This window comes from Peptoniphilus sp. HCN-40583, assembly GCF_037892835.1.
In the GTDB taxonomy this organism is placed as follows: Bacteria; Bacillota; Clostridia; order Tissierellales; family Peptoniphilaceae; genus Aedoeadaptatus; species Aedoeadaptatus rachelemmaiella.
Window position 1 is genome coordinate 26,444 of sequence record NZ_JBBKBU010000017.1, and the last position, 22,700, is coordinate 49,143.

A 22,700-nucleotide genomic window follows, 5' to 3' on the forward strand; every position below is an offset into this window, starting at 1 on the left:
CCATGGAAAAAACAATCACAATTGACGGCAAAGAAGTGCGCTTTAAAGCGACCGCCTCTTTTCCGCTTATTTACAAGGCTAATTTTAACGTCGACATCCTGACCATCATCATGCCCCTGCTCTCCGAGCTCTTGGGCAGCATGGACGATATCGTGTCGGACAAAACGCTCAAAGAGGGCACGTTGGAGCTTACTCCGTCCGCCCTCTCGGAGATGTTGGAAAACGTCTATAGCTTAGAACTGATCGACGTGATGAATCTACTGTGGACAATGGCCAAGTGCGCCGATGACGAGATCCCCGATCCTCTTAAGTGGTTCAGCGAGTTCGATGAGTTTCCAATCTTTGATGTGGCCGTGGAGGCCTTTCCCATGCTCTTCGAATCTCTATTTTCAAAAAAAAAGTTGAAGGGGACGATCGCCCCAATGAAAACGGTCAAAAAGTCGACATCGAAGTAATTATGGCCGGTGCCATCGCCCGTGGATTAATGCTGCGGGATTTTGACACCATGACCATTGGCCAGGTCGTCGACTACTGCAAAACTTATAATGAGATCAACAAGCCCGCGGACGAGCGGGCAAAAGAAACCAAAATCGCATCGCAAAAAGACTTTGACAGATTTTAAAGGATCCTTCGGGGTCCTTTTTTGATGCGAAGAATGGAGGTGAGACATGGCGGGAAACATCAAAGGGATCACGATCGAGATTGGTGGCGATACAACAAAGCTGGATCGCGCGCTGAAAGACGTCAATAAAAACTCGCGGGATCTGAACAAGGAACTCCGGGACATCGAAAAGTCCCTCAAATTTAATCCGGGGAACACGGAATTGGTGGCGCAAAAACAACGCGTACTTGCCGAATCTGTGGAAAACACGAAGAAAAAACTTGAGACCCTAAAGACGGCGCAGGAACAAGCCGCGGAAGCCTTGGCCCGTGGCGACATCGGCCAGGACGAGTACGACGCCCTTACCCGCGAAGTAATCAAGGCCGAAAACCAGCTAAAATCCCTACAAGGCGAGCTAGCGAAAACCAATAGCAAATGGAATGAAGTCGGCGAAAAATTACAGACCACCGGCGACAAAATGACCAAGGTCGGCGAGGGCATGACCAAAGGCGTTACCGCTCCCATCGCGGCCGTTGCTGGGCTTTCCGTCGCCGCCTTTAACGAAGTGGACGCGGGTTTGGATACCGTCATCTCCAAGACCGGAGCAACGGGCGAAGCCGCGAAAGGCCTCGAAGAAAGTTTTAGAAACGTGGCATCGAACATGCCCGCGTCCTTTGATGAGGTTGGAAACGCCATCGGCGAGGTCAATACACAATTCGGGCTCACCGGGCAGAGCCTTGAGCAGGCGTCCGAAAAGATGATTAAGTTTGCACAGATCAACGACGCCGACGTGACGGCATCCACGATCGGCGCAAAGCAGGCCATCGAAAAGTACGGTCTGTCCGCAAAAGACCTGGACATGGTCTTGGATGCCGTGACTAAAACAGCCCAAAACACAGGCGTGTCGACTGACAAGCTTTTTGACATCGTCACAAAAGGGAGTCCACAGCTTACACAGTTGGGCCTCGACTTTGCACAGGCCACAGAGATGATGGGCCGCATGGAGCAAAAAGGGATAGACTCCAACAAGGCCCTCTCTTACCTCACCCGTGCCCAAACAAATTGGGCGAAGGAAGGGAAGTCCGTCACTGAGGGCCTCAAAGAGATGCAGGACAAAATGGCGAGCGCAACGACGCACGAAGAAAAACTCGCCATCGCCGCTGAGGCATTTGGCACGAAGGGCGGAGCATTTATGCTCGAGGTCCTCGAGAGCGGAGCGCTCAACGCCGATGAGTTTGCCAACGCCATGGAAGATGCCGCAGGCAGTGTGGACAATACGTGGGAAGGTATGCTTGACCCGATCGACCTTGTGAAACAAGCGGTGAACAACTTAAAGCTGACGGGTGCAGATCTCAGCGCATCGCTACAGACCGTCCTGCTTCCGATGCTCGAGGGAGCCATCGGAGGACTCAAAAAGTTTGCTGATTGGTTTGGCAAGCTAACGCCCGAGACACAGGAATTTATTGTCAAAATCGGCCTCATCGCGGCGGCCATCGGCCCTGTGCTCGTCGGCATGGGCAAGTTAGCCATGACTGTGGGTAAAGCTATGGTCTTTTTTGGCGAGGGCGGCGCAGGTGCGGGCCTTTTTGCCAAAGCCATTGCACTTATCACGGGGCCCGTCGGCGCAGTTATCGCGGCCATCGCTGCGGCGATTGCCATCGGAGTACTACTTTACAAAAACTGGGATACGATCAAAGCCAAAGCCGAAGAGGTCTGGACTGCGATCGTTGATTTTTTATCCGGCATTTGGGACGGCATCACGCAAGCCTGGACAGCCTTTTGGGATGGCGTAAAGTCCACACTCGAGGGTATTTGGCAAGGCATTAAAGATGTTGCGAGTACCGTCTTTGAGGGCATCTCCGATGTTATCGGCGGCGTGTGGAATGTGATTAAGGCTCTCACAATTGCGGAGTGGGAGGGCATAAAAACCGTCGTTACGACGGTCTGGAACGGCATAAAAACCGTAGCCACGACCGTATTTAACGCCATAAAAACCGTCATCGAAACCGTTTGGAACGGAATCAAAACAATCACCACCACGGCGTGGAACGGAATCAAATCCATTGTGGAAGGCATTTGGAACGGGATTAAGTCCACGGCGACAGCAGCCTTTAACGCAATTAAAGCTGTGATCGAGACGGCGTGGAACGCGGTCCGAGACATCACATCCAACATTTGGAACGGGATCAAGGCCACACTGGAAGGCATCTGGAACGGGATTAAGAATACCGCATCCAATGTTTGGAACGGGATTAAAAATACCATCCAGAACATCTGGAACGGGATTAAGTCCCTCGTCTCTTCGGCGGCCAACGCCGTAAAATCGAAGGTCACGGGCGTGTGGAACGAAATCAAGAACGCCACACAAAACGCATGGAACGCCGTCAAAAGCGCAATCGAGGGCCCGATTAATCGGGCGAAGGACGCGGTAAGCCGGGCGATCCACACCATGAAATCTTTACTGAGCGGATCGCTTCCCTTCCCGCACATCAGGCTCCCGCACTTTAGCATCTCCGGCAGCTTCTCCCTCGATCCGCCATCCGTGCCGTACTTTGACGTCTCGTGGTACGACAAGGGCGGGATCTTCTCTCGCCCCTCGATTATTGGGGTTGGTGAGAAGCGTCCGGAGTTTGTCGGCGCACTGGACGACCTGAAAGCCATCGTCGCCGAAGTCATCGAGAAAAAAGGCGGCGGCCAAAGCGGTGGCGTCTTAATCACCGGCAACACCTTTGTGGTCCGCGAAGAGGCGGACATTAAGCGCATCGCGCAGGAATTAGACAAATTACAGCAAAAGACAAATCGCAGCAGAGGGATGGTGACCACATGATCGGATTTAAATTCAAAGGCCGTCACTCTTCCGAGTTTAACATCGGCTTTCATTCTGTGGATCGGACCGCGATCCCCGAGCGGAGAAAGAAGGAATTTACCATCCTCGGCCGCTCGGGAACGTTGGAACTGGACTCCACGGAGTATGAAAAAAGGTTTATCACAGGCAACATCGGCGTTATGTACATCGACAGTTTTCCCGACCTCCGCCACAAAATCAGAGATGTGGCCGGTTGGCTCTCCGGCTCCGGCCCTCTCATCTTTGACGACGAGCCGGAAAAAGCCTACGAAGCCTCGGTTTACAGCGCTGTGGGCATCGATCAGCTACTTTTGCAACCCCGCGGAGTGCTGGAGATCGAGTTTGAGTGTCAGCCCTTCGCCACGTCCACAGACCTGCGCAGAGAGCAGGCCGCGGGCGGAAGAACGACGCATTTCGAAATCGAAAACAAAGGCAACATGCTAACCTGTGGAACTTTTATCATCAAAAACACGGGAAGAACGAATATCACTAGTATCAAAATCTTAAGAAAGGTTGTGACAGAATGAGCAAAGCGAGTAACTACCTGGAAGAGGCCACTCTAAACTACTTTTTACGCGGGCAAACCGTATCTCAGCCCCAAGGCTTTTATGTGGCCCTCTACATCACCAACCCCACGGATGCGGACACGGGCTCCGAAGTAACGGGCGGCGCCTACGCACGGCAACAAATTAACTTTTCCGCGCCGGTGCAACAAGCCGACAAGGCGACGATCAGCAACACCGAGCGCGTGGAATTTCCCACGGCGACGGCGGCATGGGGCGACGTGGCCTATTTTGGCATCCGCGATGCAGCGACGGGCGGGCATCTCCTCGTCCATGGCGCATTTAACAAGCCGACGACGGTGTCCGAAGGCAATAAATTTATCATCGACGTGGGCAATCTGACAATCTCTATTGCGTAGGTGATCGCATGACTCACTTTAACCGCGGCAAATTTAACGTAAAGTCGGGCGCGGCAATCATGCTTACGGGCACATCCTCCATCGAGGTGGAGGCCCAAGCGTCCGCCCACACGGTCATGATGTGGCGTTTTGCCGATCCCGTGGCATTGGACATCACCATTGACACCGCGGGCGATCAAGTCGTCAACAAATACTCGGGACGTGTCTCCTCGCCTATCGTCTTTGGCTCTCAATTGGTGCCCCGCGTCAACAAATGGGCAACGTCGGCGGATACCGAGATTAATTATGATACGAGCATTGTCTACTCCACCATCACAAAGCCCGATCCCGTCACGCTCGATGTCGTCTTTGACGCGTCGGCCGTATCGTCCATGCTCGGACAGGAGTACATCGAGCTCAGCGGCATCACGCTGCGGCCGGGCGAGCAATTGGAAATCGACACCTGCGCCCTCACCGCTACGATCAACGGCCAAAACGTCATGCACTTGCTCTCCAATGACGGCGACTTCTTCGACTTTTTCCCCGGCGCGAATGAGATCGAAATCGAGGCGACGGGCGCAGGCGCTGTGGCCGTGGATACGTTTTGGAAAGATAAGTGGCTATAATGAAATACAATATCAAGATCTACGACACAAACATGAGGGAGCTCGCGCGTTTGGAAAACGCGTACGACATCAGCTACGAGCTGACGCTCAATGCGCTGTGGTCATGCAGCTTTACCATGCCAAACGACGACCCGAAGATTAAGCATTGCAAACCCTATAATTTTGTCGAGCTTTTTGACGGCGGCGAGCGCGTGGAACTCTTTAGGATCATGCCAAGCACCTTTACCAAGGCGGACAAATCATACACCGTCTTTGATTGCGAGCACGTTTTAGCCACATTGTTGGACGACGTGCTTTTTAGATACCATCAGATCGGCAATTATGGCGTATACACGGATCGGGTCATCCGTTATGTGCTGGATCAACAGACGACCAAACGCTGGCAACTCACCGAGTGCGACTTTAAGCGACAATTTGAGTACAAGTGGGAAAATGAAAATCTCCTCGCCGCGCTATTTTCCATCGCCAATCCCTTTGTGGAGGATTACGCGTGGCGTTTTAACACGGAATCCTACCCGTGGAGTTTGAGCCTAAAAAAACTGGATGCCGATTATAAAGCCGACATCCAGTACAAGAAAAATATGCAAGGGATCGAGAAGGAAGAAGATCCCACGAATCTGGTCACCCGTCTCTATGCCCTCGGCTACGGCGAAGGCGACAATCAACTGGACATCCGCAAAGTCAACGGCGGAAAGCCGTACTTAGAGAAAAATGTGTCTACCTATGGGCTCAAGTCGTCAATCCTCGTGGACAGGCGTTTTGAGAGTGAGGAGACACTCAAAGCCTACGCCCAAAAGACGCTGGACGAGCTCTCGCAGCCGTTTTTATCGTACAAGATCAAGACCGTTGATCTTGCTGTTAAGGACAGCAAAAAGTACGCCCGTTTTGTCCCCGGCGATTATGTACGGATCCGGGACACGGAATCCAACATCAATCTCAACGCGCCGATCATCAAGGTCTCAAAAAGAGATGTCCGCGGCAATCCATTTGACATTGAGCTTGAGGTGGCCAACAAGTCGAGAGATGTAACGGGGAGCATCAGCGACTTACAGAGCCGTACACGCATTAGCGAGACTTACTCTCAAGGCGCAACCAATCTGCAACAACTCGCTTTTGCCGATAACGCGGAGTACAGCTATCCCTTGGAGCTCAAATTTTACATCCCCCACGAAATGGTGCGGATCAATAAACTGATCCTCAATTACACGATCGAGGCCTTCCGTTCCTATTCCCGCGGCGCGAAGGCTGCGGGTTATGTATCGACGAGCACAGGCTCGGGCGGAGGGACGTATAAAACGCAATCGACGTCGAGCGGCGGCTATCAAAGCTTTAGCGAGTCCACAGGTGTGGATCACTACATCCAGGGCGGCCATGGCCACAATCACGGCATCGAGCCGGGGATCAACATCGCGCGACTTTATGACGGCGTGGTGCGTTACGGCGGCACTTGGATTGAGTCCGGGGATCACACGCACACAATTAGTTTTACAATCAACTCACATCAACACGATGTAACGATCAACGTGCCGGAGCACTCGCACAACATAAATATCAGCGCGCACTCCCACGATCAAATCAACGGAATTTACGAGGGCGGCCGCGCCAACCGGTGTTATTTAAGAGTTGACGGTAAGAGCGTGTATAACTACAGCCACGAAGTCGATCTCGTCCCGTATCTCTCTAAAGACGGGAGCGGAAGAATTGAGCGCGGCACATGGCATACGGTAGCGATCGTGCCGGATGCCCTGACACGCATAAACGCATCTATTTTTATACAACTTTTTACAAACTCTCGCGGAGGTGGTGATTACTAATGACACAACTTAAAACAATGTATCCCGGTGTGGCCAACAGTCCTGACACCTTTTTGGTCGAGGGGCTGACCATCGACGGGACGGTGATGTATGTCGCGGACGGTGCCACCTTTGGGGAGATCCCCACTCTCGCCGTGATCGGACAAGCGGAGCTCGCGGAGACCGTGCAGATCACGGGCAAACAGTCCGACGGCGGGTATACCATCATCCGCGGTGTGGAGGGCAAACGGCAAGCATGGGCTAAGGCCACAAACGTGGCTCGCAATTGGACAAACAAGGACTATGAGGCCCTGAGATCCAACATTACGGCGATTAACGACGGCAAGGTGGATAAGGTGAGCGGCAAAGGCCTAAGTACTCACGACTACACCGACGCGGCGAAGGCGAAAGTAGATGCTATCCCGCCTGATCCTAAATACACAGACACCGTGCCCGATCTTACGCCGTATGCAAAGGCGACCGATCTATCCGCAGAGAGAGAGGAGCGTAAAGCCGACATTGTAAAAGTCAGGAGCGATCACGCAGCGGACATCAACAGTGTGCGGACGGCTCACGCGACAGACATGCAGAGCGTAAAGACCGATTACGCAAAAGACATCCAGACGGCAAAAGACGCACTCACTGCTGACATCAATAACGTAAAGACGGTCCATGATGCGGATATAAAACGCTTGGAATCTCAAAAGCTCGATAAAACCGATGTCATCAATGACTTAACCACCGGAGGAGCTGACAAAGCCTTAAGTGCGGAGCAAGGCAAAACGCTTTTTACGTATGCCGATAATGGCAAAAAGTCTATCGCAGACGCCATTGTCGGCAAAGGCGTTGATGCGACAAAGAGCGATAGTTTTGGCGTTTTAGCCGATAAAATATCAAAGATTAAAACTGGCTACGGTGTCGGAGATGTGCTGCCCGAGGAGAGCGTAAAAGTAATTGAGCGCGAGTCAGCCGGGCCGAAAAAAATATGGGAATACACAGGGACAGATGCCGTCGTCTTGGATGTCGATTCCGACGGTAATGTGTATTGTGGTAATTCATCCGGAAAAATACACAAAATATCATCGAGCGGCAATAAGGTCTGGACATATAGCGCGCCGTATTCCGGGAGTACTTATGCGCTTGATGTCGGCAAAGACGGATACGTTTACTTTGGTGGACAATACAGTAGCCTTATTAAAATTTCAAAGACAGGTCAATATGCCAACCGTTTTAATATTGGAGCTAATGTCATGTCCCTTGCCGTAGATTCCGACGGATATATGTACGTTGGTGATTCTGCAAAAAACTTTAGATTAATCTCTCCGAGTGGCCAAGAACTATTAAAGGAAACTGGATTCGGTGGTGAGCGTAATTCGGTTACGGTAAAGAATTCCTCTTTTGCCTACGCAGGAAAAGACGACAATGCGATAATTAGCTTCGAATATCGTAAACAAATTAGCACGTTATCTTGGAAAAATTCGATAAAGCCTAAGGCGCTTGCTTGGAGTCCTGATGGTTATTTGTACATGGTGAGAAGTAACAGCTCAATAACGAAGGACGGACTCAGAAAAGGACCTAGTTGGCAGTACTACGTAGACAATTTAAAGAGCAATACATTTGCCGTGGGCCGCGATAGCTCTTTTGCTTATGCGATCGGAAGAACTGTCATCAAGCGCTCCTCTGACCTGAACAAAGTTTTTGAATTTTCCGGGTATACGGGGGACATCAACTCACTTGCCATAGACTCAAACGGCGATGTTTTGATTGGCGGATCAGCCGGAATTGCGAAAGTGTCTATGCAAGAATCGAAAAACTCCTACAAAATTATCAAATAAGGCGGTGATAACATGACACAATTACAGACGATGTATCCGGGCGTAGCAAACTCGCCCGATACATTTTTAAAAGAGGATCTCGCCAAAGACGGCGCGGTGATGTACGTCGCCGACGGTGCCGCCTTTGGGGAGATCCCCACTCTCGCCGTGATCGGCGGTGGGGCGGATGCCGAAACGGTGCTCGTGACTTCCACGCGCTCTGATGGTGGATTTACCATCGAGCGGGGCGTAGAGGGAGAGCAGAAAGCGTGGAAGAAAGCGGATCTGGTCGCCCGCAACTGGACTAACAAGGATTATGAAACGATCCGGGCGAACATTGAGGCGGTAAATGCGGAGGTCTTGGATAAACAATATTTATATGACATTTTAATGGGCGAAAGCCTTGTAACAAAAAAAGCGGGCGAGTGGCCCGTCGTGCATGGCAAGCCGACGAGTATCGAGGATTTGTCTTATCAAAACAAGCAACTTACGGCCGTAACAATCCCCCCGAGCGTTACGAGCATCGGCTACTCGGCTTTTTATTACAACCAACTGATCGAGGTAAAAATCCCCCCGAGCGTGACAACCATTGAGAGCAAGGCTTTTGCCTGGAACAAACTTACGGCCGTAACAATCCCCCCGAGCGTTACGAGTATCGGTGGCGAGGCTTTTCGTTACAACCAACTGATCGAGGTAAAAATCCCCAAAAACTGTACAGTCGCAGACAAAGCCTTTGACGCGGGCGTAAACATTATCAGGTATTAGTAAGGACTGGTGATATATGCAATATAAAACAATACAGGAGTTATACCTTGCCGTCGGGGTGGCGGGGGCCATCGTGGTGGTCTTTTTAGGACTTTTTACCTACCTGGTTATCGCGTCGGAAAAAAAGCGAGCCGAGCAGATGGACCGCCTGGTGGACAAGCTGGCCGAGTTACAAACCAACGACGTGGACTTTAAAAACCTAATGCAAGGACTGACCGAGACTGTAAAAGAGCTGTCGACGACTAACCGCATCGTCGCGGACACGGTCAGCCGGCTGGATTTTTACAATAAAGACCTGCGCAAAAAGCTTGATAAGCACGACGACAAAAGCGACAAGATCCTTGATGCGGTCATGAGGTAGGAGGTGCAAATGGACTTTATTTATAAGCCGATTAAATACAACTTTTCGCGGCGCAAAGGTGCGGCGATTAAATATTTGGTGATCCATGATACGGGCAATGCTAGCAAGGGCGCAGATACCATGGCGCACTACCGCTATTTTAACGGGGGCAATCGCAACGCGTCTGCCCACTACTTTGTGGACGATAAGCAGGTGGTGCAGCTCGTCGGCGACTCTCTCTCCGCTTGGCACGTAGGCGACGGGAGAGGGCGGTACGGCATCACCAATGCCAACTCCATTGGTATTGAGATGTGTATCAATGCGGACGGCAACTATGCAAAAATGTACTACCACACCGTGGAACTCGCCAAAAACATCATGCGCAAATTTAACATCCCGATTGAGCGGGTAGTGCGGCACTATGACGCGTCCCGTAAGCTGTGCCCCAATCATATGCGCAAAAGCGGATGGCAAGCGTGGGCGCAATTTAAAAAAGACATCCAGGGGCCGATCAAATTAAAGGTCGATCTGTCCAAGTCGTCCACAGCTGTGTCTGTGGATCAAGAGGCGGAGATCGCACGACGGGAAGCGATGGTTAAAAATGACCCCGCGAAAAAATATCAATACGAGGAGGCGGAGGAAAGTATGCGAGAAATCGAAAAGAAATTTGAGCTTTACGAGGAGCAGGCGAAGGACATGACCCCGCCCGACTGGGCGAAGGAAGAGTGGGAAGAAGCTACACGCTTGGGCATCACGGACGGAAGCTATCCGAGACGGTATGCTACCCGCGCCGAAGTGGCGGCTATGTTGGTAAGGGCAATCAAGGAGGTAAAAAATGGAAAATGCAATTGTTCTGACGGCAGCAACTCTGGGTATCGTACAGGCCTGTAAAATTGCGGGCCTCCCGGCTAAATACTCCCCGATCGTTGCGATCCTCGTCGGTGCGGTGATGTACGTCGCCGTGGCGGGGATCTCTCCCGAGCATATCGTGACAGGCATCGTGATCGGCCTGTCGGCGGTCGGGCTTTACGAGAGCGGCTCGAGAGTTGGAGACAAGGGCATTATCAGCCCACAAGAGAGAGAGGCCTTTAAAGATCACGCGCAAAAATAGCTTATGCAGCTGACCATTTTGTATAAGCCCGGATGCGGTGATCGCCCGTGGCTCGTAAAGCGCGAGGGCGGCAGCTATGACCAACACGCCCACATGCACACAAAAAAAGACGCACTGCGCGTGCGTCAAATCGTGGATGCGGGCAAATATCCTTACTGCCGGGAGTACAAAACGGCGATCCAACGTCTACTCTCGGAAGAGGAGTTTAAAGCGCTCCATAAAAAACAACGATACTTTAATCCACAAAAAGGCTTATCGGGTAATCCCCGGTAAGCCTCTTTTTTTGTGCTAATCGTGAGCTAATCGTGCGTGTAAAATCAAAAAACGGCCATTTTCGCGGATTACGCGGGCGCGGAATCGTGAGAAAATCGAACTATTGCAAAAAATGCAAGAGTTGAGGGCAAACAAAAAGAGGAGCCGAAGCTCCCCTTTTTGCCTTAGAACAGTCGCATATTGACTCATTTCAATCCGCAGGGGTCACGCCCCTGATCTCAATCGCATACAGACACTTTTCAATCCGCAGGGGCAAAACCCCTGATCGCGATCGTATAAAAATATGTTTCAATCCGCGGGGCATAGCCCCGATCGCTGTCCTTAAGAAATATTTTTAAATCCACAGGTCTTAGACCTGACGAGGCAAGACAATATGACAAACCCGCCTCGCTACGCTTTTAATATACCCGATTTTTTTAAAAAAGTCAAAAAAAGTTTTAAAAAAGACTTGACTTGCCGCCAACTCTAGTATATAATGTAATCAAGATAGAAATAAGGGCAACGCCCGAGGATCAAAAAAGGAGACACAATATGACAAACAAATCCTTGACCAACTACGGCAAAATCTACTGGGACGAAAACGAAAGAAACGGCGAAAAAGAACGCGTCTATCTCTCGACAGACTTATACGGCGGGCAAACGATAGCATTAAGCCCAACATTTAAATGTAGCTGGGATCATGTAACAGTTGGCTACGTCGATATAATACAGGAATCATGGTGCAGTGATTGGGATACAACGTACTGGGACGAATATACAGAATTAATATACGACTATCTAATAAAACAAGGAATCGCAAAAATAGAAAAAGGTGACGCATTCGCAAGATTCACAAAATAAACTTGGCGGGGTCTTCGGGCCCCTTCTAAAATCCACAGGAGGAAATTATGAAAAAGATCATTAAGAATAAAGTTTACGACACCAACACCGCAACTTATATAAGCTCGTACTGCTACAAGCCCGAGGATCGGCTGTACGGCTACGATGAGGATTTGTACCGCAAAAGAACAGGCGAGTACTTCCTTTTTTGCGATGGTGGGCCCGGAAGCCGATACAGCCGGGAATACGGTGACTCGAGCCGCGAGGGCTTGGCGATCATCAAGCCCTTGACCTACGACGAGGCCAAGGAGTGGGCGGAGGAACATCTCCCCGCCGAGACCTACGAAAGCGAATTTGGCGTAGTCGTAGAAGATGAAAGCGTGGTCAGAGTATACGCGTATATTCCCGCAGCGCTCAATGACAAGATCGAGGTGGAACGGTCAAAACAAGGCGTGAGCAAGAGCGACGTCATTATCAGGGCGTTAGAAAAATACTTTAAATAAACACAAAAGGCGGTAATGATAACCGCCTTTTTTATATCACAGTCCCCGCTTTTTCTCCCCACTTTTTCCATTGATAACTCTGTAAATGTGTATTTTTAGCCATTTATAAGCCATATCTCCACTGGTTCAAGTCCAGTACTGTCCACCAAATGACGCACCTGAAAGGGTGCGTTTTTTTTATGCCCGAAAACCGCCGAAAGGGAAATGTGATGCAAAGATCGCCGCCTATTTCGGTGAATTTTCCCCATAAGATCAATAAATCGTGATATAATATACATGTTAAATAAGGAATTTAGCAAAGGCTTTGATGAAATAGAAGGATGGGGGATTTCTTTTCTGTGCACCATGGAGAGGAACATTTCTTGACATAGCCTCAGGCGGCAGATGAAAACCGTTGCGATCGGCGTCCTTGAGCCTTACATGATTGAAGAAGGAGTGACAAAATGAAGAGACAATTAACAGCCCTACTGTTAGCCATGACTTTTGTTTTAGCCACAGTCTCCCCGACATTGGCGGCCAAGCCGGCGAAGGAATCGGGAAATAGGACCGCGACTGTTTCTGTGGAAAAGCCGAGGAAAGAGAAGTCGAGGGTAGGCGCATTCTTTGGGAAACTTGCTTCTCCGTTTACGGCGCTGTTCACTACGAGCAGTGAAGTGGCCAGTGATAAAAAGACGAATACGGATCCGAAACCCGAAGGTACGCAACCAAAAGATGCGAATCACCAAAGCGCCGATCCCAATCCGGTGACACCGAATCCACAGGACACACCTACAGGCGGTGAGGGCACCGATAAAGGAAACAAGGAGACTGAAGACGAATTTAAAAAAGCTAAATTTGCCTTTAGTTTAATTAACGAATCCAAAGAAGAATTGACTAAGGCAAAATTTCAAATTGTAAGAAAAGATGTTGAACCGAAACAAATTTGGGACGATAAAGATGCAAAGTCAGAGTTGGATTTAGAGCCGGGTAATTATGAATTTAAGTTGGCAGAAAAACTCGACGGTTATAAAATGCCGGCAGCCATTGAATTTAATATTGGAAAATCCGGTGTGGTTACTTTAAATGGTGAAGAGCTAACCAAGAAAGATAAGTATCTCCTGACCATGACGATCAAAAAAGAAGAAAGCAAGACTTTCTTCGGGATTCGCGATATCCACAACAATGAATTGGCCGGAGCAGAACTGAAAATCGTAGAAAAACCGGAGAAAAATGAGTCCGGCGAGATTACGACGGCAAAAATATGGAACATTCCGAAAACGCCGGGAGAACAAAAACTTCCTGAGGGCAAATATGAACTGACCTATACCAAGTTGCCCGACGGCTATAAGCTTGAAAAAGAATCCATTGAATTTGAAGTCGATAAAGACGGTAAAATTAAAGTCGCCGAAGCAGACGAAAAATATCTGGATAAAAAGGACGGCAACGAAACCCTGTTCTTAAAAGCGGATCCCCTGGAAAAACAAATCATCTTCAAACTGAAAGACAGCACCGGCAGGGATATTTTCGGGCCGGAACTACAGATTAAAGACAGCCACGGCAAGGTCGTAGCGACATGGTTTAGCGAAAAAACCTGGAAAGCGATCGCTGTAAAAGACCTCCCCGACGGAGACTATGAATTCTCGCAAACCACGGTGCCCTACGGATACACGGCGGCAGAGCCCATTCGCTTCACCGTTAAAACCGTTGAAAAAGAAAAAATTGTCAAAGCCAACTACGGCCATACCGATTTCGGGCCCTATCAAGAACTGGCTTTGGTCAGCAAAAACGCCAAGCGCGTCGTCACATTCAGCCGAGTGGACGTTTCGGGCAAGGCCCTTTTAGGAAACGAAATCGAAATCTACAAAGACGGCATCAAAATCGCTTCTTGGAAGAGCGGATCCGACAGCACCAAGCTGGAACTGGAACCGGGCGTCTACAAATACCACGAAGCCTCTGCCGCCATCGGCCACAAAGTCGCCAAAGACTTTGATTTTGAAATGAAAGCAGACGGCACCGTCACCCTGAACAATGTTCAAGCCGGTGAAAACGTGAAGCTGAAAGAAGGCGGCCTCATCGTCGTCGGCGAATCGGCCGGTGCACCTGTGGAAGACCCCAACAAGAAGCCGGAAACCAAGCCGGCGGACAAACCGGGACAAGGAAAGACGAAAGGCAGCGCACAGGTTCAAAACGTCTGGGTGGAATTCAGCATCGCCAATAAAAGCGGCGTCGAACTCTCCGGCGCCACCGTGGAAATTCTCCAAAACGGAAAATCCGTCGCAAGCTGGACCACTTCCACCACAAGCTACAAAGTGAAGTTGCAACCGGGCAGCTACCGCTTCCACACGAAGACGGCGCCCCAAGGCTATCAATTGGCCCGCGACTTTAACTTCGCCGTGAATCGAGACGGCAGCATCGCCCTGGGCAAGATCCAATCCGGCGATACCGTCGCCGCAAAAGACGGCAAGATCACCGTTTACGGCGACCCCGTCACCGCCACAGGCGCACGGGCTACAGGCACAAGCCAAGGCACCCAAGCCAACAACGGCAAATTACCCAAGACCGGCGACGGCATCAGCCCCGTGGTCTACGCCGCAGGCCTGGCCGCAGTAGGCGCTGTGGTTCTCGGCATCGGCATTAAAAAGCGGAGACAATCCGTCGATGAAATCAAGTAAAAACAAAAACAGGCAAGGGAAATTCCTAATCATTTTGGGGATTTCCCTTCTCCTTATCGGAGCGGCGATTCCCATTAAGGTGCATTTCAAAAACGAAAAGCAGAAAAAAGTCGCCATGGCCCTGGAAGATGCGATGCTCAAAGCGGCGGAAAAAGACAAAGCCGCAAAAGCCGCGCAGGCGGCAAAAAGCGCCCAAGGCGGGCAAGAGCCTGCCAACGCCCCTCAGGAAGATGCCATCACCTACGAGAACGCCCTGGGTGTCATCCGCATCGATAAAATCGGCGTGGTGCTGCCCATTTTCGACAACACGAGCAAAAAAAATCTCCTCCTCGGCGCCGGCGTAGTGAAAACCACGGATCCCCCGAGCAGGTCGAAAAACACCATCACCGTCTTGGCCGGCCACCGCGGCTCGGGCAAAGGGTTGGATTACTTTTTGCATATCGGCAAACTGGAACCCGGCGACGAAATAAAAATCACCACCCACAAGCAGGTCCTCTACTACCAAGTCATGGGCGACGAAGTGGTGGAGCCCAACGACTGGAGCCGCTTCATTCGCGAAGAAGACAAGACCAAGCTCTACCTTATGAGCTGCCACCCCTATCCGAAAAACAACAAACGCCTCTTGGTGAAATCGGAACTGGTGGGAGTCAGGGATCTGTAGAGAGAAAACACAGCCACGGAGAGCGCCTCTGTGGCTGTTTTGCGTGGGGAAGAAAACAAATGATACACCACATGGCCGTCGGCGTCTGCAGGTGCAAATAGAGCTTAGTCGCCGAAAAAAGCCATGTATAATGGATCGCAGGACGAGAAAGGAAAACAGATGACCGACTACAAGAGAGAAAAAGAAGCGGGGGATCGCTTCAGCCTTCACGATGCCCACATCATCGCCATGGACGTCGATTACGACAGCGGCGAGCTGCGCCTCGTGCCCCAATACGGCTTCGTTGATACCGCCTCCGATGAAATGGTGGACGGCGAGGTCATCGTCACCGGCGTGCCCCCGGAAGATTCCTATATTTATATCATGGAATACAAAAACGTCTTGACGGGGAATGTGGGCGGCTTCGTCGGCGAAAAAATGACCCTGGCGACCTTCCTCGACGCCTTCCATTCAAAATTCAAAGCCATGGACATTATGAGCACCTACCACGGCTACAAAAACTGCTTCATCACCGGCTTCTTGAGCCGCGGCGACGAAGACTTGGAAATCTATATGGACATCTTTTACCGCGGCGATTTCATCTACCGGGTAAGGGAGAAGTAAAGCCATCGGGGAAACCCGGTGGATTTTTTTGTGGGGTGCGATCGTGGAAAAACGTATTCATCCTGTGATATGATAAAAAGATCAAGGAAAGAGGAGAAATACCATGCTCACAGGCGAAACGCGCAACAGAATCGACGGGATTTGGACCACCCTTTGGACGGAAGGCTCCACCAATCCCTTAACCAATATTGAACAAATCACCTATTTGCTCTTTATGAAAAATCTGGACGAAATCGAATTAGCAAAAGAAGAAGATGGGGAGCTCCTCGGCATGAAAGTGGAGAGCATCTTTCCCGCCGACAAACAGCATTACCGTTGGAGTAAGTTCAAAAATTTGCCGGCACAAGACATATATCGCCTCGTCAGCGAAGAAATTTTCCCATTTATTCAAAACCTTCAGGGCGACGAAGGGGACACGGCCTTTTCCCGTTACATGAAAGATGCCCGCTTTCTCATTTAAAGTATAAAATCAAAAAATGAGTCGTTGGTGTGCTGCTTAGAGCAGTTATTACGAAAATAAATGCTGTAAATAATATATCAGTATAAAGGAGGAACTCACATGTCTAAGGTGAAAAAAGACACGATTGAAGCAAAGGGCTTTGCTATTCAGATTTATACTGAAGATTTTAAGAACGACTATATAAGTCTAACGGATATTGCAAGATATAAAAGTGATGAACCATTTATAGTTATTAATAACTGGTTAAGGGGCAAGGATAACATTCAATTTTTAGGTTTATGGGAATCATTGCATAATCCTGATTTTAAACCTATCGAATTCGATAGGTTAAAAAATGAAGCCGGTAGTAATGCATTTACACTATCACCAAAAAAATGGATTGAGAAGACAAGTGCAATAGGTATAGTTTCCAAGTCAGGACGATATGGAGGCACGTTTGCCCATAGCGATATAGCAATGGAATTTGCTTCCTGGATTTCACCGGAATTTAAGCTTTACATTATTCAAGATTATAAAAGACTTAAATCAGATGAAAATTCAAGATTGTCACTGGGGTGGAATCTTAATCGGGAAATTTCAAAAATCAACTATAAAATTCATACAGATGCAATTAAAGAGTATATTTTAAAGGATCTTACCAATGAACAGTTATCTTATAAATACGCAAGCGAAGCAGATATGCTCAATGTGGCTTTATTTAATAAAAGAGCTAAACAGTGGCGTGAAGAAAATCCGGGTTTAAAAGGTAATATGAGAGATTATGCAAGCCTGAATGAGTTACTAGTGCTTGCAAATATGGAAAGTTATAATGCAGTCCTTATTGGTAAAGGTATGAATCAAAAAGAAAGAATGATTGAACTTAGAAAACTTGCCATAACACAATTGAGATCACTTGAAAAAATTGGTGATAGTGGTATTAAAAAACTAAAGGAGTAGAAATGATTATTTTAAGTAATAAATAGATGAATTAGAATTTGTCGATTCCGTGTTATATGGATTATAGAGAATCAATAGTAGAACATTGGAGGAATGTATGCGTATGAATCTAGAAGTTAACGAAACAACCGCTATACAAAAGCCCCAAGTATTTTTGAAAAACATCACATTTAATGACGATACAAAATTATCGCTTAATTATAATAGCGTTATTGTATTTACCGGTGCTAATAATAGTGGAAAGAGCCAAGTACTAAGGGATGTCGAGACAGGTTTGGATGGCTCAAATTCATTTCCAACTATTGTGATAAAAGATACTGAACATGTTTTTTTAGGAAAGATAGATGAAACAACATTTTTTAGAGAGCACTTTAATGTGAATCAGCAGGGACATTATAAAACATTCGAGTTTGGCGGTATTTTTGATAAAAGCACGTTACAGAGTCTCTGGAAAAATCGAACACTCTATAACGGTTTGCATCTATTATTCATAAAGAGGCTGAGTACAGAGCGTCGATTAACTTCATCAAATGCTTTACGAAGAAATGACAATCCTGAACGAAATCCAATTTACAAATTGAATCAGAATGAATCCCTTGCACAGAAGTTGTCGGAGTATTTTCGTCAAGCATTTGGTTCTGATTTAGTTGTAAACCGAAATGATATGCAAACAATTCCGCTGCATACCGGACAGGCTCCTGATAAAACAGCTTTTACAATTGCAGAACAGGATGAGTATTACAGTCAGGTTAATGAATTGCCTAAACTCCAAGATCAAGGGGATGGTATGCGTAGTTTTGCCAGCATCTTACTTGATACATTTACATCTGAGTATTCTATTACATTAATTGATGAACCGGAGGCTTTTTTACATCCGCCTCAAGCTAGGCTACTGGGCAAGATGCTTGCCAATAATAACCCAACCGATAGACAGTTGCTAATATCCACACACAGTGAGGATTTTTTACAAGGTTTGCTCGACGCCAATAGTGAGAATGTTACAGTTATAAGAATCAATCGAGATAGTAACATTAACAGAATGAGTGTACTTCAAAACAATAAAATAAAGAAATTATGGAGTAATCCTATTCTGCGATATTCTAATATACTGAGCGGCTTGTTCCACGAAAAAGTCGTCGTTTGCGAAAGTGACTATGACTGTTTATTTTATCAGGCAATTATAGATGCAATGTATGAACATAAAAATGAAATTGCACCGGATATATTGTTTACTCATTGCGGAGGGAAAACACGCATTAAAGATGTTGTTATTGCACTAAAGGCAGTGAATGTTCCGGTAGCGGCTATTTGTGATTTTGATCTATTAAACTCCAGCAATATTTTTAAGCCAATTACAGCTGCCTTTGGAATAGATTGGAACGTGACACTATCTGCAGATATGAAAATTATATACGATAGTATGAATGCAAAAAACAGTTTTGCAGATAATGCCTGGGATCAGATAAAGAAAGTGGGTAAGTTGGGATTTACCGGTAATGAACCTGCAGCATATGAAAAGGTTGAAGCGGCGTGTAAATCCGCCGGTCTATTTGTAGTTCCGGTCGGTGAAATGGAATGTTTTGATAAAACAGTTAATAAAGAAAAGAAAGATTGGGTTTATCATGTATTAGAAAACTACGATTTAGCAACTGAGGCAAAACTTGAAGAAGCTCGAAAATTTGTTCAAGAGATAGTTGATTACAAACCCCTTTGAATCACTGAATTAAAATTCTAAGTTTAACGGGAACCTGTCGGTAAATTAGGGGATTTTTCGGGGAGTTTTGCGATGAAAAGACATATTGATAAGATCGCTTTCTCCATCCTCTTTGCCACCGTTCTTGTTGTGCTGAACATCTTATACAGCAATCATGTTTCGAAGACGTCGGCAGAGCGCGGGCGGACAAGGTAATCGCGGAGAAGTACGGCGATTTGGATTTATCTCGCGAAAAGATGTTTTATAATTTTAAGCTTCCCGAGTCCGTTGTGCATTTGCAAGACAAGAACAGCGAGGATGCGGCCTTTGAATTGCGTTTTGATGCCTTCGGCCGCCTGCAAAGGGATACGTACGACTTGCACATCGACAACATGAGTGGAGCGCTTTGACCGCGCCATTCATGATAACGGTAGCGGCCTGGAGAAGGCCCACGACTTTCCCTATCAGATTACTTTATGGGGCAAGATCGATCCAGCAGAAGATTTGACGGTGGATCAGCCGAAGGCTTCCATTGCCGTCAGGCCCTACCAGATTATGGCGGTGAAGGCGGTGATGGAGCGCTTCGAAGCCAATTACCCGGCGGCACTTTTGGTCATGGCTACGGGAACGGGCAAAACGCGCACGGCGGCGAGCATTGTGGACATGATGATGGGGGCCAATCGGGCGACGCGGATTTTGTTTTTGGCGGATCGCGTAGCTTTGGTGAAGCAGGCCATGAGGACCTTCGGACAATTGCTGCCGGATCTGTCCATTGCATCGGTGGGCGAGGGGAAAACCCGGCCTGAGGAGCTCGCCACGGCGCGCATGCTCTTTTCTACTTATCCCGCCATGATCAATGCCATGGACCGCCTGCATTTAGAGGGCAAGGAGCGCTTTTTCACCGTGGGCTATTTCGATTTGATTATTATTGACGAGGCCCATCGCTCCATTTACGAGCGCTACAAAACCATTTTCGATTACTTTGACGCGAAGATCGTGGGCCTGACGTCAACACCTAGGGAGGATTTGGATCGATATACGTATGATATTTTCGGCTTGGAAGTCGGGGATCCCACCTTTTTTACGAAATGGGAGAGGAGGTAAAGAATGGTTATTTGGTCGATTATCGCACCCGGGAAGTGAAACTGAAATTTCCCGAAGAGGGGATCCACTACGATCAGTTGAGCCCTGAGGAGCAGGCTCGTTTTGAAAAGCTCTTTGCCGTGGAGGTCGGGGAAGATACAGTGCCGGGAAGTGCCATTAATAAATGGCTTTTCAATGTAAACATCGCGGTTATTGTAAAAGCGTTAAACGGCAATGTGGCGTAACTTAACTGAATTTTAAAGGAGTACACCATGTACGAAAGTTTGACGAAGTATTTGGATGTGTTTAAGGAAGAGAGCTACGGCAAGTGGGTTATCGATGAAAACAAAGTTCACTTTCCCTATGTGCGTTACACTGAGGCGATAGGCAAGTTTAGGAAAGACATCATGGCTTTTGTGGACGCGCACAAAGAGATGAGGCTCAAAAATTACTACGCTATCCTCGAAGATCTCGGCATCGAGAGGAGCACGGAGGCCATGGCCGAGACGGATCCGGAATCCCTGGACGGGCAAGCGGTTATGGCGCTCATCGTGGCGAGCATGCGGGGCGAAAGGTTTTGCGAGGGCTTTCTGCTCCGAATGTTTGAAGAAGGGTGCATAAGAAAGTGGCTGATGCGATTGGCCGCCATCGACAGGGATGCGCAGGCGGAAAAGTAATCGCCGAACAATGGATGAAGGCAGGGGCACCGGTGGCGGTGCCTTTTTTCTTGGGAACAATTTCTTTACAATGTGGGTGTTTCGTCTAAGAATGCCGCAGGGTCGAGCATTGGTTTTCTCCGGCGGGTATAATGAAGGAAAGAGAGTATGGTTGTGCAAATTTTGGGAGGCGCTATGAAGGTTTTTAAAAACATGATTCCATATCTCGCGGGCATCCTCGCAACATTTTATCTTTTGCCCCTTGTCATGCGGAACACGGTGGGGGCGATGATGGTCTTGCTTTTCGCCATGCCCGTCCTGTGCCTCGCCATTTCGATTGTTTACGGCAGGATGCGGGGCTTTCACCTGCTCTATCCTGCGGCGGTGAGTTTGTGTTTCTTGCCGTCCATTTGGATTTTCTACAATGAATCGGCCCTGATTTACGTGGCAATTTATGGCGTCTTAGCCCTTTTGGGAAGTTTTTTGGGAGGCTTGCGATGTAATTAAGCGTTAAAAAGATTGTCCTCACCATTTTTGTTCTCCTTGTTCTTGCGGTGGTGAACGCGATCTTCGGCAATCCCATTTCGAAGGCCTTGGCGGAGCGCGGGGCGGACAAGGTGATCGCAGAAAAGTACGGCGATTTGGATTTGGCCCGCGAAAAGGTGTTTTATAACTTTAAGGCTCCCGAGTACGTGGTGCATTTGCAAGACAAGAACAGCGAGGATTCGGCCTTTGAATTGTGTTTCGATGCCCTCGGTCGCCTTCGGGAGGATACTTACAAGTGGCGCATCAACAACACGATGATGCGCTTTGACGCTGCCCTTCGCGAGCACGGCCACGATCTGGAGAAGGCCTACGACTTTCCCTATGTAATAACATTGTCTTATTGGGACAAGGTGGATCCCACGGAGTATTTGACGGTGGATCAGCCCGTGGACATGAAGCATCTGCCCTTTAAACTGCAAGTGGATATCGAGGGCGTGGGCGACGAGGTCACGGCGAAAGAGGCCATGGCCGTGTTGCAACGGGCGCAGGAGATCATGGATGCCGAGGGCCTAAATGTGACCGCCTATGCCATCGACCTCGCTTCGGAAAAGAGGGTGAACGAAAAGGGCGAGGTACAAAAGCCTAAAGATGAATTTTTCGCAATGGATATACCGCAGACGATGGTGCGGGAAGGAGACGTAAAGGCCCTGGAAGAATTGTCGCAGAAACAAATGACGGAAGGGAAGGACTGAGGCCATGTGGCTCGTGTTTGGCATGGGCGCCGCGGCTTTCGCCCTAATGAATTTACGGAAGCCCGGAAAAAAACGGGAAGTCTTCCGTTGGGCGAGTTTATCCCTCACGGCCCTGGCCCTCTGCGCCTTTTACGCTGACGGCGCCGCCCGGGTGGCGGACGGTGATTGGGGCGGACTGATGGACACCATGCCCACCCTGAGTCGCGCCTTGTGGGTTTTGACTGCGGCTTCCATTCTTATAAACGGTGTCGATCTTTTTAATGCATCGTGAAAGTAAATGGATAAAAGGAAATACAAGCAATAAAGAAGGCGCCGAGAGTCGGCGCCT

28 protein-coding genes are annotated in these 22,700 nt (G+C 48.7%); all 28 read left to right on the plus strand.

The window, feature by feature from the left end; translation table 11 throughout:
- Positions 1-2: 2 nt before the first annotated feature.
- The gene (locus WKT05_RS06460) at positions 3-455 is read left to right on the plus strand and encodes a hypothetical protein (RefSeq protein ID WP_340413421.1); all 453 of its coding nucleotides are present in this window, start codon (positions 3-5) and stop codon (positions 453-455) included.
- A gap of 2 nt (positions 456-457) precedes the next feature.
- On the plus strand, positions 458-622 hold the full coding sequence (locus WKT05_RS06465; RefSeq protein WP_340413422.1) for a hypothetical protein: 165 nt from the start codon (positions 458-460) through the stop codon (positions 620-622).
- Positions 623-668: 46 nt separating this feature from the next.
- Positions 669-3,428 carry a phage tail tape measure protein gene (locus WKT05_RS06470; RefSeq protein ID WP_340413423.1) on the plus strand — a complete coding sequence of 920 codons (2,760 nt, stop codon included), beginning with the start codon at positions 669-671 and terminating at the stop codon, positions 3,426-3,428.
- Positions 3,425-3,973: a distal tail protein Dit gene (locus tag WKT05_RS06475; RefSeq protein ID WP_340413424.1), complete on the plus strand. Its 549-nt coding sequence runs from the start codon at positions 3,425-3,427 to the stop codon at positions 3,971-3,973. Before WKT05_RS06470 ends, WKT05_RS06475 begins: the two co-directional genes overlap by 4 nt.
- Positions 3,970-4,368, plus strand: coding sequence for a phage tail fiber protein (locus WKT05_RS06480; RefSeq protein WP_340413425.1), 399 nt, complete (start codon positions 3,970-3,972; stop codon positions 4,366-4,368). The genes WKT05_RS06475 and WKT05_RS06480 overlap by 4 nt, the downstream gene beginning before the upstream one ends.
- Positions 4,369-4,376: 8 nt before the next feature.
- Positions 4,377-4,973, plus strand: coding sequence for a phage distal tail protein (locus WKT05_RS06485; protein WP_340413426.1), 597 nt, complete (start codon positions 4,377-4,379; stop codon positions 4,971-4,973).
- Positions 4,973-6,787 carry a phage tail spike protein gene (locus WKT05_RS06490; protein WP_340413450.1) on the plus strand — a complete coding sequence of 605 codons (1,815 nt, stop codon included), beginning with the start codon at positions 4,973-4,975 and terminating at the stop codon, positions 6,785-6,787. Before WKT05_RS06485 ends, WKT05_RS06490 begins: the two co-directional genes overlap by 1 nt.
- Positions 6,787-8,601 carry a hypothetical protein gene (locus tag WKT05_RS06495; RefSeq protein ID WP_340413427.1) on the plus strand — a complete coding sequence of 605 codons (1,815 nt, stop codon included), beginning with the start codon at positions 6,787-6,789 and terminating at the stop codon, positions 8,599-8,601. The genes WKT05_RS06490 and WKT05_RS06495 overlap by 1 nt, the downstream gene beginning before the upstream one ends.
- 12 nt (positions 8,602-8,613) lie before the next feature.
- Positions 8,614-9,345 (plus strand): leucine-rich repeat domain-containing protein, encoded by a 732-nt coding sequence (locus tag WKT05_RS06500; RefSeq protein WP_340413428.1) that lies wholly within the window; start codon positions 8,614-8,616, stop codon positions 9,343-9,345.
- Between the two features lie 16 nt (positions 9,346-9,361).
- Entirely contained in the window at positions 9,362-9,706 is a 345-nt protein-coding gene (locus WKT05_RS06505; protein WP_340413429.1) for a hypothetical protein, read from the plus strand.
- Between the two features lie 9 nt (positions 9,707-9,715).
- Positions 9,716-10,576, plus strand: coding sequence for a peptidoglycan recognition protein family protein (locus WKT05_RS06510; protein WP_340413430.1), 861 nt, complete (start codon positions 9,716-9,718; stop codon positions 10,574-10,576).
- Positions 10,521-10,796 (plus strand): hypothetical protein, encoded by a 276-nt coding sequence (locus WKT05_RS06515; RefSeq protein ID WP_340413431.1) that lies wholly within the window; start codon positions 10,521-10,523, stop codon positions 10,794-10,796. The genes WKT05_RS06510 and WKT05_RS06515 overlap by 56 nt, the downstream gene beginning before the upstream one ends.
- Positions 10,797-10,799: 3 nt before the next feature.
- The gene (locus WKT05_RS06520) at positions 10,800-11,069 is read left to right on the plus strand and encodes a hypothetical protein (RefSeq protein WP_340413432.1); all 270 of its coding nucleotides are present in this window, start codon (positions 10,800-10,802) and stop codon (positions 11,067-11,069) included.
- 531 nt (positions 11,070-11,600) lie between these two features.
- Complete coding sequence (locus WKT05_RS06525) at positions 11,601-11,909, plus strand: hypothetical protein (protein WP_340413433.1); 309 nt, start codon at positions 11,601-11,603, stop codon at positions 11,907-11,909.
- Positions 11,910-11,956: 47 nt separating this feature from the next.
- Positions 11,957-12,391, plus strand: coding sequence for a hypothetical protein (locus tag WKT05_RS06530; RefSeq protein ID WP_340413434.1), 435 nt, complete (start codon positions 11,957-11,959; stop codon positions 12,389-12,391).
- Positions 12,392-12,834: 443 nt separating this feature from the next.
- The gene (locus WKT05_RS06535; protein WP_340413435.1) at positions 12,835-15,042 is read left to right on the plus strand and encodes an MSCRAMM family protein; all 2,208 of its coding nucleotides are present in this window, start codon (positions 12,835-12,837) and stop codon (positions 15,040-15,042) included.
- On the plus strand, positions 15,029-15,703 hold the full coding sequence (locus tag WKT05_RS06540) for a class C sortase (RefSeq protein ID WP_340413436.1): 675 nt from the start codon (positions 15,029-15,031) through the stop codon (positions 15,701-15,703). Before WKT05_RS06535 ends, WKT05_RS06540 begins: the two co-directional genes overlap by 14 nt.
- Before the next feature lie 159 nt (positions 15,704-15,862).
- Positions 15,863-16,306, plus strand: coding sequence for a hypothetical protein (locus WKT05_RS06545; protein ID WP_340413437.1), 444 nt, complete (start codon positions 15,863-15,865; stop codon positions 16,304-16,306).
- A 103-nt stretch (positions 16,307-16,409) separates the two neighbouring features.
- Positions 16,410-16,766, plus strand: a complete 357-nt coding sequence (locus WKT05_RS06550; protein ID WP_340413438.1) for a type I restriction-modification system subunit M N-terminal domain-containing protein — start codon at positions 16,410-16,412, stop codon at positions 16,764-16,766.
- 99 nt (positions 16,767-16,865) lie between these two features.
- Positions 16,866-17,702 (plus strand): KilA-N domain-containing protein, encoded by an 837-nt coding sequence (locus WKT05_RS06555; protein WP_340413439.1) that lies wholly within the window; start codon positions 16,866-16,868, stop codon positions 17,700-17,702.
- Between the two features lie 97 nt (positions 17,703-17,799).
- Positions 17,800-19,416: an ATP-dependent nuclease gene (locus tag WKT05_RS06560; RefSeq protein WP_340413440.1), complete on the plus strand. Its 1,617-nt coding sequence runs from the start codon at positions 17,800-17,802 to the stop codon at positions 19,414-19,416.
- 215 nt (positions 19,417-19,631) lie between these two features.
- Positions 19,632-19,805 carry a hypothetical protein gene (locus tag WKT05_RS06565; protein ID WP_340413441.1) on the plus strand — a complete coding sequence of 58 codons (174 nt, stop codon included), beginning with the start codon at positions 19,632-19,634 and terminating at the stop codon, positions 19,803-19,805.
- A complete protein-coding gene (locus tag WKT05_RS06570; protein ID WP_340413442.1) occupies positions 19,792-20,499 on the plus strand; it encodes a DEAD/DEAH box helicase family protein in 708 nt (235 codons plus the stop codon). Before WKT05_RS06565 ends, WKT05_RS06570 begins: the two co-directional genes overlap by 14 nt.
- Before the next feature lie 11 nt (positions 20,500-20,510).
- Positions 20,511-20,723, plus strand: coding sequence for a hypothetical protein (locus WKT05_RS06575; RefSeq protein ID WP_340413444.1), 213 nt, complete (start codon positions 20,511-20,513; stop codon positions 20,721-20,723).
- Between the two features lie 27 nt (positions 20,724-20,750).
- A complete protein-coding gene (locus tag WKT05_RS06580) occupies positions 20,751-21,155 on the plus strand; it encodes a DUF6508 domain-containing protein (RefSeq protein ID WP_340413445.1) in 405 nt (134 codons plus the stop codon).
- Positions 21,156-21,329: 174 nt separating this feature from the next.
- Positions 21,330-21,641, plus strand: coding sequence for a hypothetical protein (locus tag WKT05_RS06585; RefSeq protein ID WP_340413447.1), 312 nt, complete (start codon positions 21,330-21,332; stop codon positions 21,639-21,641).
- Between the two features lie 11 nt (positions 21,642-21,652).
- Entirely contained in the window at positions 21,653-22,372 is a 720-nt protein-coding gene (locus WKT05_RS06590; RefSeq protein ID WP_445323186.1) for a YfjL-like protein, read from the plus strand.
- A gap of 4 nt (positions 22,373-22,376) precedes the next feature.
- The gene (locus WKT05_RS06595) at positions 22,377-22,643 is read left to right on the plus strand and encodes a hypothetical protein (protein ID WP_340413449.1); all 267 of its coding nucleotides are present in this window, start codon (positions 22,377-22,379) and stop codon (positions 22,641-22,643) included.
- Positions 22,644-22,700 lie beyond the last annotated feature (57 nt).

What these genes read in the sequence shown, in the direction of transcription:
- WKT05_RS06460 (WP_340413421.1), top strand. Translation starts at nt 3, where the DNA reads ATGGAAAAAACAATCACAATTGACGGCAAAGAAGTGCGCTTTAAAGCG.
- WKT05_RS06465 (WP_340413422.1), top strand. Translation starts at nt 458, where the DNA reads ATGGCCGGTGCCATCGCCCGTGGATTAATGCTGCGGGATTTTGACACC.
- WKT05_RS06470 (WP_340413423.1), top strand. Translation starts at nt 669, where the DNA reads ATGGCGGGAAACATCAAAGGGATCACGATCGAGATTGGTGGCGATACA.
- WKT05_RS06475 (WP_340413424.1), top strand. Translation starts at nt 3,425, where the DNA reads ATGATCGGATTTAAATTCAAAGGCCGTCACTCTTCCGAGTTTAACATC.
- WKT05_RS06480 (WP_340413425.1), top strand. Translation starts at nt 3,970, where the DNA reads ATGAGCAAAGCGAGTAACTACCTGGAAGAGGCCACTCTAAACTACTTT.
- WKT05_RS06485 (WP_340413426.1), top strand. Translation starts at nt 4,377, where the DNA reads ATGACTCACTTTAACCGCGGCAAATTTAACGTAAAGTCGGGCGCGGCA.
- WKT05_RS06490 (WP_340413450.1), top strand. Translation starts at nt 4,973, where the DNA reads ATGAAATACAATATCAAGATCTACGACACAAACATGAGGGAGCTCGCG.
- WKT05_RS06495 (WP_340413427.1), top strand. Translation starts at nt 6,787, where the DNA reads ATGACACAACTTAAAACAATGTATCCCGGTGTGGCCAACAGTCCTGAC.
- WKT05_RS06500 (WP_340413428.1), top strand. Translation starts at nt 8,614, where the DNA reads ATGACACAATTACAGACGATGTATCCGGGCGTAGCAAACTCGCCCGAT.
- WKT05_RS06505 (WP_340413429.1), top strand. Translation starts at nt 9,362, where the DNA reads ATGCAATATAAAACAATACAGGAGTTATACCTTGCCGTCGGGGTGGCG.
- WKT05_RS06510 (WP_340413430.1), top strand. Translation starts at nt 9,716, where the DNA reads ATGGACTTTATTTATAAGCCGATTAAATACAACTTTTCGCGGCGCAAA.
- WKT05_RS06515 (WP_340413431.1), top strand. Translation starts at nt 10,521, where the DNA reads ATGGAAAATGCAATTGTTCTGACGGCAGCAACTCTGGGTATCGTACAG.
- WKT05_RS06520 (WP_340413432.1), top strand. Translation starts at nt 10,800, where the DNA reads ATGCAGCTGACCATTTTGTATAAGCCCGGATGCGGTGATCGCCCGTGG.
- WKT05_RS06525 (WP_340413433.1), top strand. Translation starts at nt 11,601, where the DNA reads ATGACAAACAAATCCTTGACCAACTACGGCAAAATCTACTGGGACGAA.
- WKT05_RS06530 (WP_340413434.1), top strand. Translation starts at nt 11,957, where the DNA reads ATGAAAAAGATCATTAAGAATAAAGTTTACGACACCAACACCGCAACT.
- WKT05_RS06535 (WP_340413435.1), top strand. Translation starts at nt 12,835, where the DNA reads ATGAAGAGACAATTAACAGCCCTACTGTTAGCCATGACTTTTGTTTTA.
- WKT05_RS06540 (WP_340413436.1), top strand. Translation starts at nt 15,029, where the DNA reads ATGAAATCAAGTAAAAACAAAAACAGGCAAGGGAAATTCCTAATCATT.
- WKT05_RS06545 (WP_340413437.1), top strand. Translation starts at nt 15,863, where the DNA reads ATGACCGACTACAAGAGAGAAAAAGAAGCGGGGGATCGCTTCAGCCTT.
- WKT05_RS06550 (WP_340413438.1), top strand. Translation starts at nt 16,410, where the DNA reads ATGCTCACAGGCGAAACGCGCAACAGAATCGACGGGATTTGGACCACC.
- WKT05_RS06555 (WP_340413439.1), top strand. Translation starts at nt 16,866, where the DNA reads ATGTCTAAGGTGAAAAAAGACACGATTGAAGCAAAGGGCTTTGCTATT.
- WKT05_RS06560 (WP_340413440.1), top strand. Translation starts at nt 17,800, where the DNA reads ATGCGTATGAATCTAGAAGTTAACGAAACAACCGCTATACAAAAGCCC.
- WKT05_RS06580 (WP_340413445.1), top strand. Translation starts at nt 20,751, where the DNA reads ATGTACGAAAGTTTGACGAAGTATTTGGATGTGTTTAAGGAAGAGAGC.
- WKT05_RS06585 (WP_340413447.1), top strand. Translation starts at nt 21,330, where the DNA reads ATGAAGGTTTTTAAAAACATGATTCCATATCTCGCGGGCATCCTCGCA.
- WKT05_RS06595 (WP_340413449.1), top strand. Translation starts at nt 22,377, where the DNA reads ATGTGGCTCGTGTTTGGCATGGGCGCCGCGGCTTTCGCCCTAATGAAT.